General features: G+C 61.1%; 14 protein-coding genes. 13 read left to right on the forward strand and 1 reads right to left on the reverse strand.

What is annotated here, in order from left to right; all coding sequences use genetic code 11:
* Positions 1 to 47: 47 nt before the first annotated feature.
* From NKH89_RS02090 to glpK, 13 genes are all read left to right on the forward strand, one after another.
* A complete protein-coding gene (locus NKH89_RS02090) occupies positions 48 to 989 on the forward strand; it encodes an alpha-E domain-containing protein (RefSeq protein ID WP_023717779.1) in 942 nt (313 codons plus the stop codon).
* Positions 990 to 1050: 61 nt separating this feature from the next.
* Complete coding sequence (locus NKH89_RS02095; RefSeq protein WP_023717778.1) at positions 1051 to 1845, forward strand: transglutaminase family protein; 795 nt, start codon at positions 1051 to 1053, stop codon at positions 1843 to 1845.
* 30 nt (positions 1846 to 1875) lie between these two features.
* Positions 1876 to 2607: a proteasome-type protease gene (locus NKH89_RS02100; RefSeq protein ID WP_023717777.1), complete on the forward strand. Its 732-nt coding sequence runs from the start codon at positions 1876 to 1878 to the stop codon at positions 2605 to 2607.
* A gap of 58 nt (positions 2608 to 2665) precedes the next feature.
* The gene (locus tag NKH89_RS02105; protein WP_352642116.1) at positions 2666 to 4078 is read left to right on the forward strand and encodes a pyridoxal phosphate-dependent decarboxylase family protein; all 1413 of its coding nucleotides are present in this window, start codon (positions 2666 to 2668) and stop codon (positions 4076 to 4078) included.
* A gap of 128 nt (positions 4079 to 4206) precedes the next feature.
* Entirely contained in the window at positions 4207 to 4974 is a 768-nt protein-coding gene (locus NKH89_RS02110; protein ID WP_023717776.1) for a DeoR/GlpR family DNA-binding transcription regulator, read from the forward strand.
* A 125-nt stretch (positions 4975 to 5099) separates the two neighbouring features.
* The gene (glpD, locus tag NKH89_RS02115) at positions 5100 to 6626 is read left to right on the forward strand and encodes a glycerol-3-phosphate dehydrogenase (RefSeq protein ID WP_352482265.1); all 1527 of its coding nucleotides are present in this window, start codon (positions 5100 to 5102) and stop codon (positions 6624 to 6626) included.
* 39 nt (positions 6627 to 6665) lie between these two features.
* Positions 6666 to 7745 (forward strand): ABC transporter ATP-binding protein, encoded by a 1080-nt coding sequence (locus NKH89_RS02120; protein ID WP_352908359.1) that lies wholly within the window; start codon positions 6666 to 6668, stop codon positions 7743 to 7745.
* A gap of 9 nt (positions 7746 to 7754) precedes the next feature.
* Positions 7755 to 8822 carry an ABC transporter ATP-binding protein gene (locus NKH89_RS02125; protein ID WP_352908360.1) on the forward strand — a complete coding sequence of 356 codons (1068 nt, stop codon included), beginning with the start codon at positions 7755 to 7757 and terminating at the stop codon, positions 8820 to 8822.
* 1 nt (position 8823) lies between these two features.
* Entirely contained in the window at positions 8824 to 9690 is an 867-nt protein-coding gene (locus tag NKH89_RS02130) for a carbohydrate ABC transporter permease (protein ID WP_023674893.1), read from the forward strand.
* 1 nt (position 9691) lies between these two features.
* A complete protein-coding gene (locus NKH89_RS02135) occupies positions 9692 to 10606 on the forward strand; it encodes a carbohydrate ABC transporter permease (protein WP_023717772.1) in 915 nt (304 codons plus the stop codon).
* A 173-nt stretch (positions 10607 to 10779) separates the two neighbouring features.
* Positions 10780 to 11046: a DUF2160 domain-containing protein gene (locus NKH89_RS02140; protein ID WP_031193610.1), complete on the forward strand. Its 267-nt coding sequence runs from the start codon at positions 10780 to 10782 to the stop codon at positions 11044 to 11046.
* Positions 11047 to 11123: 77 nt separating this feature from the next.
* On the forward strand, positions 11124 to 12851 hold the full coding sequence (locus NKH89_RS02145; protein WP_023717770.1) for an ABC transporter substrate-binding protein: 1728 nt from the start codon (positions 11124 to 11126) through the stop codon (positions 12849 to 12851).
* A 146-nt stretch (positions 12852 to 12997) separates the two neighbouring features.
* Complete coding sequence (gene glpK, locus NKH89_RS02150) at positions 12998 to 14491, forward strand: glycerol kinase GlpK (RefSeq protein WP_023717769.1); 1494 nt, start codon at positions 12998 to 13000, stop codon at positions 14489 to 14491.
* A gap of 148 nt (positions 14492 to 14639) precedes the next feature.
* On the opposite strand, the gene NKH89_RS02155 is transcribed toward glpK, so the two are convergent.
* The gene (locus NKH89_RS02155; protein ID WP_023717768.1) at positions 14640 to 15119 is read right to left on the reverse strand and encodes a BA14K family protein; all 480 of its coding nucleotides are present in this window, start codon (positions 15117 to 15119) and stop codon (positions 14640 to 14642) included.
* Positions 15120 to 15330: the final 211 nt, after the last annotated feature.

Raw genomic sequence — 15330 nt, forward strand, 5'->3', positions numbered from 1 at the left:
TTCGCTATTCGCTATTCGCTACTCACTCAGCATCGAGGCACGTTGACATGCTTCTCGGCCGCACCGCCAACGGGCTCTATTGGATGAACCGCTATATCGAGCGGGCGGAGAACATGGCGCGGTTGGTGGATGCCGGCCTGCGCATGGCGCTCACTCGCACGCAGAATGCTTCGGAGGAGTGGAATTCGGTGCTGCTCAGCGCCGGCTCGGACGCCAGCTTCACGCAGAAATATTCGGACTACACCGCCGCCAATGTCGCCGACTACCTGCTGCGCGATACGTCGAACCCGTCGAGCACGATGTCGTCTATCGAAACGGCCCGTAACAATGCCCGCATGGTGCGCACAGCATTGACGCGTGAAACCTGGGAAAGCATCAACGAAGCCTGGATGTCGCTGAAACGGATGTTGGCCAAGCCGATCGACGAGCGCGACCTGCCCAGCGCGCTCGACGCAATCAAGCGCGAGACGGCGCTGATCCGCGGCTCGTTCTACGGCACCATGCTGCGCAACGAGATCTTCGATTTCTCGCAGCTCGGCACCTATGTCGAACGCGCCGACAACACCGCGCGCATCCTGGACGTGAAGTACTATGTTCTGTTGCCGTCCATCTCCTGGGTCGGCTCGACGCTCGACAACTACCAGTGGGAATCGATCCTGCGCTCGGTGTCGGCGCACCGCTCCTACCGCTGGGTCTATGACGCCGACTACAAGCCGAGCAACATCGCCGACTATCTGATCCTCAATGTCCGCATGCCGCGCTCGCTGACCTTTTGCTACCGCTTCCTGACGGAGCATCTCAAATTCCTGGGTGACGACTATGGTGAGCGCCACGCCTGTCATGCGACGGCCGCCAAGACCCATTCCATGCTGACGGCCGGCTCGATCAAGGATATTTTCGACGCCGGCCTGCACGAATTCCTGGCCAATTTCATCCGCGACAACACCAGGCTCGGCGATGAGATCGCGCAGGATTACAGGTTCTATTGAGCATGATCCCAAAAAACGAAGACCGGTTTTCGGTAAGGCTCATGCTCCAGGGACGAGAGCGATGCGGCTGAAGATCACCCACCGGACCGAATACCGCTACGATGCGCCGGTGCATTATCTGTTGCAGCGTTTGCGGCTGCTCCCGGTGAACGGGCGCACCCAGACGGTGCTGTCCTGGGCGCTGAAGATCGAAGGCGCGCGCGAGGAAGTGCGGTTCACCGACCATTTCGGCAATGATACCCGGCTGTTGAGCGTCGAGGGCGAGCGCGACTTCATCACAGTCGAAGCAGCTGGCGAAGTGGTGACGCGCGATACCGCCGGTGTCTGCGGACCGCATCAGGGTTTCGCGCCGCTCTGGCTGTTCGGCCATGAAACGCCGCTGACGACGATCGGCAGCGGCATTCGTGAGCTTGCTGCCTCGGTGGGCAAGGGCACCGACATCGAAAGGCTGCACCGGCTAATGGCCGTGATCGGCGAGCGTGTCGCTTATACACCCGGCACCACCAACGCGACGACGCCGGCCGAAGAGGCCCTTGCGCTCAAGACCGGCGTTTGCCAGGACCACAGCCATATCTTCGTTGCCGCGGCTCGCGCCATGGATTTCCCGGCGCGCTACGTCAGCGGCTATCTGATGATGGATGCAGCGATCGAGCAGGCGGCAAGCCACGCTTGGGCCGAGGCGCATGTCTCGGGCCTGGGCTGGGTCTCCTTCGATGTCGCCAACGGCATTTCTCCCGACGAGCGCTATGTAAAGGTGGCGATCGGCCGCGATTATCGCGACGCCACGCCGGTATCGGGAATTCGGCTGGGACAGGCGGAAGAACAGCTTGCGGTCACCGTCACCGTGGAGCAGTAATCCCGGCAAGATTGTTGCCAAAGAGATTCGATGACCTATTGCGTCGGCCTGAAGATCGATCGCGGGCTCGTGTTCATGTCGGACACGCGCACCAATGCCGGCATGGATTCGATCTCGACCTTCAGGAAGATGCATGTCTGGGAGGAGCCGGGCGAGCGCGTCATCGTTTTGATGTCGGCCGGCAATCTGGCGACAACCCAGGCCGTAGTCAGCCTGCTCGACGAACGCACCAAGGCAGTGGCGGAGCGCCATGCCACGCTGCTCGAAACGCCCTCCATGTACCAGACAGTCCGGTTGGTCGGAGACACCGTCAAGGAGGTCATCGCCAGTTCGTCGCCGGCCGGCGAAAAGGCGGATTCCTATTTCAACGCCTCCTTCATCCTCGGCGGTCAGATCAAGGGCAGCGCGCCGCGCCTGTTCATGATCTATCCGGAAGGCAATTTCATCGAATCGACCGACGATACGCCGTTCTTCCAGATCGGTGAGACCAAATACGGCAAGCCGATCATCATCCGGACCTACGAAAAGACGATGAGTTTCGCCGAGACGGTAAAGCTGTTGCTGGTGTCGTTCGATTCGACGCTGAAGTCGAACCTGTCGGTCGGCCTGCCGCTCGACCTGCTGTTCTATGAAAAGGACACTTTCAAGGTCGGCCTCAAAAAGCGAATAAACCATGACGATCAATATTATCGCACGATCTCGGATAGCTGGTCGAACGCGCTGAAGACCGCCTTTGCGAGCTTGCCTGATTTTCCCGAATGAAAACCTTCGTTTTTCGTGCTCTTTGATCGCGGCTCGCTGAGGCGCTACGGAGGCGAAGATGAATAGCAACGAATTCCGCGAATGGTCGCTGCGAGCGGCTGAATGGGGCGCCGACTACAGAAACAGCCTTCGCGAAAGACCGGTGCGGCCGCTTGTCGAGCCGGGCGAAATCTTCAAAAGCATCGATGTCGCGCCGCCGGAAGACGGCGAAACGATGCAGGCAATCTTCGCCGATTTCGAGCAAAAGATCCTGCCGGGCATGACGCACTGGCAGCATCCGCGTTTCTTCGCCTATTTTCCGGCCAATGCGGCCCCGGCCTCCGTCGTGGCCGAGTATCTGGTTTCCGCGATGGCTGCGCAATGCATGCTCTGGCAGACCTCGCCGGCCGCAACCGAGCTCGAGATGCGGGTCGTCGACTGGATGCGGCAGGCGCTTGGTCTGCCGGAGGGATTTTCCGGCGTCATGCAGGATTCGGCTTCATCGGCGACGCTTGCCGCCGTGCTGACCATGCGCGAGCGCGCGCTCGACTGGCAAGGCAACAAGAGCGGCCTGCAAGGCCAGCCGATCGTGCGGGTCTATTCTTCCGACCAAGTCCATACTTCCATAGACCGGGCGATCTGGGTGTCGGGCATCGGCGAGGCGAACCTCGTGCGCATTCCGGTCGCCGGACGCTTTCGCGCCATGCAGACGGCGGCTCTGGAAGCGGCGATCGTCACCGACCGCGAAAACGGCATGCTGCCGGCCGGCATCATCGCCAGCGTCGGCGGCACCAGTACCGGCGGCACCGACGATGTCGCGGCTGTTGGCGCGGTGGCGAAGCGGCACGGGCTCTACCTGCATGTCGATGCCGCATGGGCCGGCTCCGCCATGATCTGCCCCGAGTTCCGGCATTTCTGGGCCGGCGCCGAACATGCGGATTCGATCGTCTTCAATCCGCACAAATGGCTGGGCGCACAGTTCGATTGCTCGATGCAGTTCGTTCGCCAGCCGGAAGACCTCGTGCGTACGCTGGCGATCAAGCCCGAATTCTTGAGAACACATGGCCGCGACGGGGTCATCAATTATTCCGAATGGTCGGTGCCGCTCGGACGGAGGTTCCGCGCGCTGAAACTTTGGTTCCTGCTGCGTGCACATGGCTTGGAAAATCTGCGAACCATGATCCGCAATCATGTCGCCTGGAGCGAGAGCCTTGCCGCGCGGCTGGCTCGGGAACCGGATTTCGAGATCGTAACGGAGCCGATGCTGTCGCTGCTCTCGTTCCGGCATCTTACGGCTGCGGGCATCGACTCTGACGAGCACAATTTGCGGTTGGTCAGCGCGATCAACGATGACGGCCGCATCTACCTGACGCAGACTCGGGTGGACGGGCAGGTGGCGATCCGCTTTCAGGTCGGGCAGTTCGAAACGACTGCGGCGGACGTCGATACTGCTTTCGAGGTCATCACTGAGATCGCGCGGGGCCTGAGTTGATAGCCTCGTCGAGATTGCGCCGGAGCTTTTCTCTCTGCAGTCGCCCGATTTTCATTAGCCGGCTCATACCTGTTCATGGCTTTCGTTTTCAGCTATAGACGAGAAAAACGAAAATGAGAGGTTGCTAGATGTATCTGTCGCCGCGTCATTCCGAAATCATCCAGATGGCCAAAGATCATGGCCGCGTACTGGTCGAGGAGTTGGCGACGCATTTCAACGTGACGCCGCAGACGATCCGCAAGGATCTCAACGATCTCTGCGACCAGCGGCTTTTGTCCCGCATTCATGGCGGGGCATTGTTCCCGTCCGGCATCGAGAACATGGAATATGAGGCCCGGCGCAAGATCGCCGCCGAGGAGAAGGAGGCGATCGGCCGCGCGGCAGCCCGGCTGATCCCTGACAACGCCTCTCTGTTCATCAATATCGGGACCACGACGGAAGCGGTCAGCAAGTCGCTGCTCGATCATATTGGCCTGATGGTCATCACCAATAACATCAATGTTGCCAACAGAATGCGCATATATCCTTCGATCGAGGTGGTGATCGCCGGCGGTGTCGTGCGCGGTTCCGACGGCGGCGTGGTCGGCGAGGCAGCGGTCGATTTCATCAGGCAGTTCAAAGTCGATTTTGCGGTGATCGGCGCCTCGGCCATCGACCATGACGGCGCACTGCTCGACTTCGATTTTCGCGAGGTGAAGGTGGCTCAGGCGATCATCGCCAACGCGCGGCATGTGATCCTGGTGTCGGACCAGACCAAATTCGAGCGCACCGCGCCCGTCCGCATCGGCCATCTGTCGCAGGTCAACACCTTCATCACCGATCGTTGCGACATCCCGTCGGTGCGCAAGATCTGCCAGGAGGCAGAGGTTCAGCTGATCGAAACGTCGCTCTCCTAGAGATGCCGCTGCGGCATCTGCCGCCGATCATATTTCGTTTGACATTCGTTATCATTTCGAAATAATCCCGCCACGGTTTCGCAAAACTCAAAAATGCTGCAATGCGAAATCGAGGGAGGACTTCTTTGGGCGCATCACCGATCCATGACATTTTCGTCATCGGTGGCGGCATCAATGGCTGCGGCATTGCCCGCGATGCCGTTGGGCGTGGCTTTTCGGTCTTCCTTGCCGAGATGAACGATCTGGCCAGCGGAACCTCTTCCGGCTCGACCAAACTGATCCATGGCGGCTTGCGCTATCTCGAATTCTACGAATTCCGCCTGGTGCGCGAAGCGCTGATGGAACGCGAGATCCTGTGGAGGAACGCGCCGCATATCATCTGGCCGATGCGCTTCGTGCTGCCATACGCCAAGGGGCTGCGTCCGGCCTGGCTGATCCGGCTCGGGCTTTTTCTCTACGACCATATTGGCGGGCGCAAATTGCTGCCGCCGACGAAAACGCTGGACATGGCCAAGGATCCGGCCGGCAAGCCGCTGAAGCCGCTTTTTCGAAAGGCGTTCGAATATTCCGACGGTTGGGTCAACGATGCCCGGCTGGTTGTGTTGAACGCCCGTGACGCTGCCGAGCGCGGTGCAACCGTTCGAACCCGAACAAGGGTCGTCAGCGCACGCCGCGAAGGCAATCTCTGGACGGTCAGGCTTGAAAACGTGCGGACCGGCGATACCGAGGAGGTCAAGGCGCGGCTGCTGGTCAATGCCGCCGGCCCGTGGGTCGATCAGGTGCTTTCAGCCACCGTCGGCTTGAACGACGTGCACAATGTCCGCCTCGTGCAAGGCAGCCACATCGTCGTTGGCAAGAAATTCGACGACCCACGCGCCTATTTCTTTCAGAACAAGGACGGGCGCATCATTTTCGCCATCCCATACGAAGACGAGTTCACGCTCATCGGCACCACCGACCGGGACTATCCCGGCGATCCGCACGACGTCAGGATCAGTGATGCCGAGATCGACTATCTCTGCGCTGCGGCAAGCGAATATTTCGCGCAGCCGGTCAAGCCGTCGGATATCGTCTGGACCTATTCCGCGGTGCGCCCGCTCTACGACGATGGCGCCTCAAAGGCGCAGGAAGCCACCCGCGACTATGTGCTGAAGGCCGATGGAGGCGAGGGTGCCGCCCCGATCGTCAACGCCTTTGGCGGCAAGATCACGACCTACCGCCGATTGTCGGAATCGATGCTCGAGAAGATCGAGGGTTTTCTCGGCAAGCGCGGCAAACCATGGACGGCAAACGCGCCGCTGCCCGGCGGTGACTTTCCCGTCACCGGCTTCGATGCCGAGGTGGCGAAACTGAAAACGGCGTACCCGTTCCTCGACGCGCGGCTGGCCCGCCGGTTGACTCGGCTCTACGGCACCCGCGCAAGGAAGCTGCTGGGCCTCGCCAAGTCGAACGTCGATCTTGGCCGCAACTTCGGCGCCGATCTCTACGAAGCCGAGGTGCGCTACCTCGTCGAAAACGAATGGGCGATGACCGCCGAGGATGTATTGTGGCGCCGGACCAAGCGCGGCCTGCGTCTCAGCCGTGAGCAGGCGGCAGTGCTCGACGAGTTCATGCGCGGAATAAGCCGGCAGCACGTAGCGGCTGCCGAATAGGGACGGCCGACTAATGCAGAAAGCCTGGGAGGAGGCATCATGCTTGAACTGAGAAACGTGACGAAGACGGTGGGTGCGGCGGAACATATCCGCGACGTCTCGCTGACGCTTCAGCACGGCTCGCTCAACGTCCTGCTCGGGCCGACTCTCTCCGGCAAGACCAGCCTGATGCGGCTGATGGCGGGCCTCGACGTGCCGACCTCCGGCTCGGTCTGGTTCGATGGCAAGGATGTCACCGGCATGCCTGTGCAAAAGCGCAACGTCGCCATGGTCTACCAGCAATTCATCAACTATCCGGCGATGACGGTCTACGAAAACATCGCCTCACCGCTGCGGGTGGCCGGCACGGATCAGGCAACGATCGACAGGGAGGTGCGCAATGCCGCCGCCCTTCTCAAACTCACGCCCTATCTCGATCGCACGCCTCTCAGTCTGTCGGGCGGCCAGCAGCAGCGCACCGCGCTGGCCCGCGCCATCGTCAAGAATGCCAGCCTCGTGCTGCTCGACGAGCCGCTCGCCAACCTAGACTACAAGCTGCGCGAAGAATTACGCGCGGAACTGCCGAAGATATTCGCGGCCGCCGGCACAATCTTCGTTTATGCCACGACCGAGCCGCACGAGGCCTTGCTGCTCGGCGGCAACACGGCGACGCTTTCCGAAGGCAGCATCACCCAGTTCGGGCCGACCATCGAAGTGTTCCGCAAGCCGGTCGATCTGGTGACGGCGAGAACCTTCGCCGATCCGCCGCTCAACACCATCGTGCTTGCCAAGAAGGGCCTGGATTTCCTGCTCGAGGGCGGCGTGAAATTGCCGGTGCCGGCCGAACTCTTCGGCATTGCCGATGCGATCTATACGATCGGCTTCCAGCCTCATCATCTTTCCCTCGATCGGCCCGACGCCGACGCGGTGCCGGTGCGCGCAAAGGTGACGATCACCGAGATCACGGGATCGGAAAGCTTCATCCATCTCGATTTTGCCGATGCGCGCTGGGTCATGCTGACCCACGGCATTCGCGACTTCGAGCCGGACGAGGAGGTCGAGGTGTTCATCGACCCGCGCCACATCATGGTCTTCGACGAGCACGGCCGCGCCGTGGCCGCGCCGAAGCTGGCGGCTTAGGAGGAAGCGATGGCGCGCATCGATGTCAATCATATCCGCCACTCTTATCTGCAGAACCCCCGCACGGATGCCGATTTCGCGCTGAAGGAAGTGCACCACACGTTCGAGGATGGCGGCGCCTATGCGCTGCTAGGCCCGTCCGGCTGCGGCAAGACTACGCTGCTCAACATCATTTCGGGATTGCTGCATCCCTCGCACGGCCAGTTGCTGTTCAACGGCAGGGACGTGACTAATCTGTCGACCCAAGAGCGCAACATTGCCCAGGTCTTCCAGTTCCCGGTGATCTACGACACGATGACCGTCTACGACAATCTGGCGTTCCCGCTGCGCAATCGCGGCGTGCCGGAGGCCGACGTCGACCGCAAGGTGCGCGAGACGCTGGAGATGACCGGGCTGGCCGATATGGCCAAACGAAAGGCGCGCGGACTGACCGCCGATCAGAAGCAGAAAATCTCGCTCGGACGCGGGCTGGTGCGCTCCGACGTCAATGCCATCCTGTTCGACGAGCCTTTGACCGTCATCGACCCGCATATGAAATGGGTGCTGCGCTCGCAGTTGAAGCAGCTTCACCGCCGCTTCGGCTACACCATGGTCTATGTCACGCACGACCAGACTGAGGCGTTGACCTTCGCCGACAGGGTGGTCGTCATGTATGACGGCGAAATCGTGCAGATCGGCACACCGGCGGAGCTGTTCGAGCGCCCGCGCCACACCTTTGTCGGCTATTTCATCGGCTCGCCCGGCATGAATGTCATGCCGGTGGCGATCGACGGCAAGACCGCGAAGCTGGGCTCGCAGCAGATCGAACTGCCGGGCGTGCCCAAGGCGGGCGGCGGCGTCATCGAGCTCGGCATCCGTCCCGAATATGTGCGCCTGGGCAGCCAGGGCATGGCCGTCCGGGTCAGCAAGGTCGAGGACGTCGGCCGCCACAAGGTGGTCCGTGCCAATCTCGAAGGGCGCGAGATCGCCGCCATCATCGGCGAGGACGAGACAGTTCCGGCTGATCCGAAGGTGCGGTTCGACCCGGCCGGCATCAACATCTATGCCGATTCCTGGCGCGTCGAGATGGGAGCCTGAAGTGGAAAAGACCTGGAACAACAGAGCCTGGTTCCTGGTGCTGCCGGTGCTGCTGCTGGTGGCGTTCTCGGCGGTCATACCGCTGATGACGGTTGTCAATTATTCGGTGCAGGACACTTTCGGCAACAACGTCTTCTTCTGGGCCGGCACCGAGTGGTTCGAGGAACTGCTTTCCTCCAGCCGCTTCTGGCAGGCGATGATCCGCAACCTTGTCTTCTCCTTCATCATCCTGGCGATCGAAGTGCCGCTCGGCATCTTCATTGCGCTCAATATGCCGAAGAAGGGTTGGGGCGTGCCTGTTTGCCTTGTTTTGATGGCGTTGCCGCTGCTGATCCCGTGGAACGTCGTCGGCACCATCTGGCAGGTGTTCGGGCGCAACGACATTGGCCTGCTCGGCTATTACGTCAACGCGCTCGGCATCGACTACAACTATGTGCAAGATCCCTATGACGCCTGGGTCACGGTCATCATCATGGACGTCTGGCATTGGACCAGCCTCGTCGTTCTGCTCTGCTATGCCGGCCTGGTCTCGATCCCGGATGCCTTTTATCAGGCGGCCAAGATCGACGGTGCCTCGCGCTGGGCGGTGTTCCGTTACATCCAGCTGCCGAAGATGAACCGCGTGCTGCTGATCGCCGTGCTGCTGCGCTTTATGGATAGCTTCATGATCTACACCGAACCGTTCGTGGTGACCGGCGGCGGACCCGGCAACTCGACGACCTTTCTTTCGATCGATCTCGTCAAGACGGCGCTCGGCCAGTTCGACCTCGGCCCGGCGGCGGCGATGTCGCTGGTCTACTTCCTTATCGTCCTGTTGTTGTCATGGGTGTTCTACACCGTGATGACCAATTACGACGCGGAGCGCTGAGATGAGCCGCGCTGACGAAAGAGCCGACAGAGTGAGCGAGACGACAGCTTCGCAAGGATTAGCCAGCACGCTGCGGCAGGACGAGATCGCACGGCTGATGCGCCGTCGCGGCGAGGAGTCGCGTTGGTGGTGGATCGTGCCGACGCTCTACATCATCGTTCTGCTTTTGCCGATCTACTGGCTCATCAATATGAGCTTCAAGACCAATGGCGAGATCGTCTCGTCGCTGACGCTCTACCCGCACGCACCGACATTGGCGAATTACCGCACCATCTTCACCGACGCGTCCTGGTATTCGGGCTACATCAACTCGATCACCTATGTGGTTATGAACATGGTGATTTCGGTGGCCGCAGCACTGCCTGCTGCCTATGCTTTTTCGCGCTATCGCTTCCTCGGCGACAAGCATCTATTCTTCTGGCTGCTGACCAACCGCATGGCGCCGCCGGCGGTGTTCGCGCTGCCATTCTTCCAGCTTTATTCGGCCTTCGGCCTTATCGACACCCATATCGCCGTGGCTCTGGCGCATTGCCTGTTCAACGTGCCGCTGGCGGTGTGGATCCTCGAAGGCTTCATGTCGGGGGTGCCGAAGGAGATCGATGAGACCGCCTATATCGACGGCTATTCGTTCCCGCGCTTCTTCATCAAGATCTTCATGCCGCTGATTGCGAGCGGCATCGGCGTGGCGTGCTTCTTCTGCTTCATGTTCTCGTGGGTCGAGCTGCTGATCGCCCGCACGCTGACGACCACGGACGCCAAGCCGATCGCCGCGACCATGACCCGCACCGTTTCGGCCGCCGGCATGGATTGGGGGCTGCTCGCCGCAGCCGGCGTGCTGACGCTGATTCCCGGCGCGCTCGTCATCTGGTTTGTGCGCAACTACATCGCCAAGGGCTTTGCCCTGGGGAGGGTATGATGGAGCAGGTCGACAGAAGCCCATGGTGGTGGGCCGTGCTGTTTCTCGCCCTGGTCGTCGTGGCCTGGGTGGCCCTTCAAATCGATTTCGTGGCAATAACGGTAGGCTTCAGCGATCCGGCCAATATCCGCCTGTGGGGATTTAACCTCTCGTCCAACCTCGATTTTTCGTGGATGGCGTGGACGTGGCCGACCGCGGCCTTCTTTGGAACCATCTTTCTGCTGCTTTGCGGCATGGCGGTGTGGGAATACGTCTCGCCGGGCGGCAATCCGCGCGTCGGCGTGCTGCGCTTCGAAACGACGCGCGGCGACCGCTTGTTCCTGTCGCTGCTTGGCAGTGCCTTTATCCATCTCGCTTGGCTGGGTCTAGTCGGACCCAATCTGTGGTGGGCTCTCGCTCTCTCCGTGGTCTACGCCGTCGGCGTGTTCCGCTACGTATAGAGGGGGAAACTGTTGGAACGGCGGCGTGCCGGCCGCCGATCCAGATCGCACTTTGAACTTAACAGTGGAGGAAATACATGCGACGGCAATTCTTGACATCAACAACTGCGCTTGTCCTGTTGCTCGGGGCAAGCAACGCCTATGCCGGAATGGACGAGGCCAAGGCCTTCCTGGACAAGGAAATCGGCGACCTGTCGACGCTCGACCGCGCCGGCCAGGAAGCCGAAATGCAATGGTTCATCGATGCCGCGAAACCTTTCGCCGGCATGGATATCAAGGTGGTTTCCGAAACCATCGCCACGCATCAGTATGAATCGCAGGTGCTGGCGCCGGCCTTTACAGCCATCACCGGCATCAAGGTTACGCACGACGTCACCCAGGAAGGCGACGTTGTCGAGAAGATCCAGACCCAGATGCAGACCGGCCAGAACCTCTATGACGGCTGGGTCAACGATTCCGATCTGATCGGCACGCACTGGCGCTACCAGCAGGTGCGCAACCTGACCGACTGGATGGCAGGCGACGGCAAGGATGTCACCAATCCGAATCTCGACCTGAAGGATTTCATCGGCACCTCGTTCACCACCGCGCCCGACAAGAAACTCTACCAGCTTCCTGACCAGCAGTTCGCGAACCTCTACTGGTTCCGTTACGACTGGTTCAACGACGAGAAGAACAAGGCGGACTTCAAGGCCAAATACGGCTACGACCTCGGCGTGCCGGTGAATTGGTCGGCCTATGAGGACATTGCAGCGTTCTTCACCGGGCGTGAGATCGACGGCAAGAAGGTCTACGGCCATATGGACTATGGCAAGAAGGACCCGTCGCTCGGCTGGCGGTTCACCGACGCCTGGCTGTCGATGGCCGGCAATGGCGACAAGGGCATTCCGAACGGTCTGCCCGTCGACGAATGGGGCATCAAGGTCGACGAGAATTCGCGTCCGGTCGGTTCCTGCACGGCGCGCGGCGGCGACACCAATGGTCCGGCTTCCGTCTACTCCATCCAGAAGTATCTCGATTGGCTGAAGGCCTATGCACCGGCGGAAGCCCAAGGCATGACCTTCTCCGAATCGGGGCCAGTTCCGGCGCAGGGCGCGGTTGCCCAGCAGATCTTCTGGTACACCGCCTTCACCGCCAGCATGGTCGACGCCAGCGCCAAGGCCGTGCTGAACGACGACGGCACGCCGAAGTGGCGCATGGCGCCGTCGCCGCATGGCGTCTACTGGAAGGACGGCATGAAGCTCGGCTATCAGGACGTCGGTTCCTGGACGCTGATGAAGTCGACGCCGACCGACCGCGCCAAGGCCGCCTGGCTCTACGCGCAGTTCGTCACCTCGAAGACGGTCGACGTGAAGAAGAGCCATGTCGGCCTGACCTTCATCCGCGAGAGCACGATCCACGACAAGAGCTTCACCGAACGTGCGCCAAAGCTCGGCGGCTTGATCGAGTTCTACCGCTCGCCGGCGCGCGTCCAGTGGTCGCCGACCGGCACCAACGTGCCGGACTATCCGAAGCTGGCACAGCTCTGGTGGCAGGCGATCGGCGATGCTTCGTCGGGCGCCAAGAGCCCGCAGGAAGCGATGGACTCGCTCTGCGCCGAGCAGGAAAAGGTGATGAGCCGCATCGAGAAGTCGGGCGTCCAGGGCGATATTGGCCCGAAGATGGCCGAAGAGCATGACCTCGCCTACTGGAACGCCGACGCGGTCAAGAAGGGCAATCTCGCTCCTCAGCTCAAGATCGAGAACGAGAAGGAAAAGCCGGTCACCATCAACTACGACGAGCTGGTGAAGAGCTGGCAGCAATAGGACCGTTTGATGCGGGCGTCCGCGCCCGCATCGCCATGCTCAGGGGAGGCGGCATGTTGCCGTCTCCCCTGTTTGCGTGAACGGCTCCGCGCCGTCTGGCGTCGAGACACCGTAGCACCTTTGAATTCGCTTCGACGGGAGAGAGAATGACCGGATACATCCTTGCAATCGACCAGGGGACGACATCGAGCCGGGCGATCCTGTTCGCCGACAAGATGAAGGTCGTCGGCAGCGGGCAAAAGGAATTCACTCAATATTATCCGGCCTCCGGCTGGGTCGAGCACGATCCCGAGGAGATATGGGCAAGCGTCGTGGAAACGGTGAAGGCCGCGCTGAAGACAGCTGGCCGCAACGCAGCCGAAGTCGCCGCGATCGGCATTACCAACCAGCGCGAAACCGTCGTCATCTGGGACAAAGAGACCGGCAAGCCGATCCACAACGCGATTGTCTGGCAGGACCGCCGCACCGCGCCGCTATGCCAGAAACTGAAGAAGCTGGGGCTGGAGAAGAAATTCACAAAAAAGACCGGCCTGCTACTCGATCCCTATTTCTCCGGCACCAAGATCGCCTGGATGCTGGACAAGGTGAAGGGCGCCAGAAAACGCGCCGAGAAGGGCGAACTGCTGGCCGGCACCATCGACAGTTTTCTGATTTGGCGCCTGACTGGCGGCAAGGTCCACGCCACTGACGCCACCAATGCCTCGCGCACACTGGTCTACAACATCGAACAAAATGCCTGGGACGACGAGCTGCTGGCCATTCTTGGCATACCTGCAAGAATGCTGCCGCAGGTGAAAGATTGTGCCGATGATTTTGGAATCACAGACAAAAGCCTGTTTGGTGCAGAGATCAGAATCCTCGGTGTGGCCGGCGACCAGCATGCGGCGGCGATCGGCCAGGCCTGTTTCGATCCGGGCATGATGAAATCCACCTACGGCACCGGTTGCTTCGCGCTGCTCAACACCGGCAGCGATCTGGTGCGTTCGAAGAACCGGCTTTTGACCACCATCGCCTATAGGCTGAACGGCAAGACCACCTATGCACTGGAGGGCTCGATCTTTATCGCCGGCGCCGCCGTACAATGGCTGCGCGACGGCATCAAGGTGATCGGCAAGGCCGAGCAGAGCGGCAAATTGGCGGCGGAAGCCGATCCAACGCAGAACGTCTATCTGGTGCCGGCTTTCGTCGGGCTCGGCGCACCGCACTGGGATGCCGAGGCGCGCGGCGCCATCTTCGGGCTGACCCGCAATTCGGGGCCGGCGGAATTTGCCCGCGCGGCACTGGAATCCGTTGCCTTCCAGACCCGCGACCTGCTTGACGCCATGCGAAAGGACTGGAAGGGCGCCTCGGCCAAGACCGTGCTCAGGGTCGATGGCGGCATGGTGGCGTCGGACTGGACCATGCAGCGGCTGGCCGACATTCTCGATGCGCCGGTCGACCGGCCGACAATTCTCGAGACGACGGCGCTTGGTGCGGCTTGGCTGGCCGGCTCGAAGGCGGGTGTCTGGCCGAAGGCCGCGGAATTCGCCAGGAGTTGGGCGCTCGAGCGCCGGTTCAAGCCGGACATGGATGCTTCGACACGTGCCGCCAAGCTGGCAGGTTGGCGCCACGCTGTACGCAGGACGCTCAGTACTCAATAGGCAGGGATGCCACCGGATACGCACTAATGAAACACCCGCGCCGTTTCGGGCGCGGGCCTGCAGCCTCTAATCTAATGCATGTCGCGCAAACAGCGGTTTTGCGATAGCGCGTCGCATGAGGCCGATCGAACGCGACGCGCTTTAGGACTCAGTAAGGCGACCGGCACTGCCGGCGCGGACCGTAGTTGGGCTGGTAAGTGTTGTCAGAAGCGCGATAGCTCCGATAACGGTCGTAGCACCACTGCACGTGGGCATCGCCACGATAGACACGATTCTGGCTGTTGACGATAGCGCCCGTAATCAGCGCTCCGGTGGCGAAGGCGGCCAGCGGGAACCAGTAGTCACCGTGACGGCGATAGCCGCGACGATATTCGCGATAGCCGCGATGGCCACGCCAATACATGCCATCGTCACGCGCAAAACTGCGCCGGGAGAAATCGCGACGCGAGAAATCGCGGTTGAAACTCCGGTGCCTCCGCCACGGCTCGTACTGGACGGTCTGGACATTCGAGGTGATCCCCTGGGCCGGGGGCGCATAGCTGGGCTGAGCGTTGACTGGCACGATCTCCGCGGCAGCGAATGAGATCGAAAGAGTGGTCGCCAGCAGGCCCGACATGATCCTATTCATGATCTTCTCCTTGAAACGCATGTCCCTTATCGCGGGAAACGGGCAGGCTGCGCAAATTGTTCCGCCAAAAATCCCAAGTTGCTGATCCGCAAAGGTTCTCCCGATTTGCTGCTTGCCTTTGTCGCCATAGAGGGCGAGCTTCGGCCTTGTGCGAGAGGGAGGCAGTTCCGTCAACGCCGAAGCGCTCCGCAAGGCATGATGACACTGCTGG

It is taken from the genome of Mesorhizobium sp. M0923 (assembly GCF_040319365.1).
Lineage (GTDB): Bacteria > Pseudomonadota > Alphaproteobacteria > Rhizobiales > Rhizobiaceae > Mesorhizobium.

What these genes read in the sequence shown, in the direction of transcription:
- NKH89_RS02140 (WP_031193610.1), top strand. Translation starts at nt 10,780, where the DNA reads ATGGCGTGGACGTGGCCGACCGCGGCCTTCTTTGGAACCATCTTTCTG.
- NKH89_RS02110 (WP_023717776.1), top strand. Translation starts at nt 4,207, where the DNA reads ATGTATCTGTCGCCGCGTCATTCCGAAATCATCCAGATGGCCAAAGAT.
- glpK (WP_023717769.1), top strand. Translation starts at nt 12,998, where the DNA reads ATGACCGGATACATCCTTGCAATCGACCAGGGGACGACATCGAGCCGG.
- NKH89_RS02155 (WP_023717768.1), bottom strand. Translation starts at nt 15,119, where the DNA reads ATGAATAGGATCATGTCGGGCCTGCTGGCGACCACTCTTTCGATCTCA.
- NKH89_RS02135 (WP_023717772.1), top strand. Translation starts at nt 9,692, where the DNA reads ATGAGCCGCGCTGACGAAAGAGCCGACAGAGTGAGCGAGACGACAGCT.
- NKH89_RS02120 (WP_352908359.1), top strand. Translation starts at nt 6,666, where the DNA reads ATGCTTGAACTGAGAAACGTGACGAAGACGGTGGGTGCGGCGGAACAT.
- NKH89_RS02100 (WP_023717777.1), top strand. Translation starts at nt 1,876, where the DNA reads ATGACCTATTGCGTCGGCCTGAAGATCGATCGCGGGCTCGTGTTCATG.
- NKH89_RS02125 (WP_352908360.1), top strand. Translation starts at nt 7,755, where the DNA reads ATGGCGCGCATCGATGTCAATCATATCCGCCACTCTTATCTGCAGAAC.
- NKH89_RS02095 (WP_023717778.1), top strand. Translation starts at nt 1,051, where the DNA reads ATGCGGCTGAAGATCACCCACCGGACCGAATACCGCTACGATGCGCCG.
- NKH89_RS02145 (WP_023717770.1), top strand. Translation starts at nt 11,124, where the DNA reads ATGCGACGGCAATTCTTGACATCAACAACTGCGCTTGTCCTGTTGCTC.
- NKH89_RS02090 (WP_023717779.1), top strand. Translation starts at nt 48, where the DNA reads ATGCTTCTCGGCCGCACCGCCAACGGGCTCTATTGGATGAACCGCTAT.
- NKH89_RS02105 (WP_352642116.1), top strand. Translation starts at nt 2,666, where the DNA reads ATGAATAGCAACGAATTCCGCGAATGGTCGCTGCGAGCGGCTGAATGG.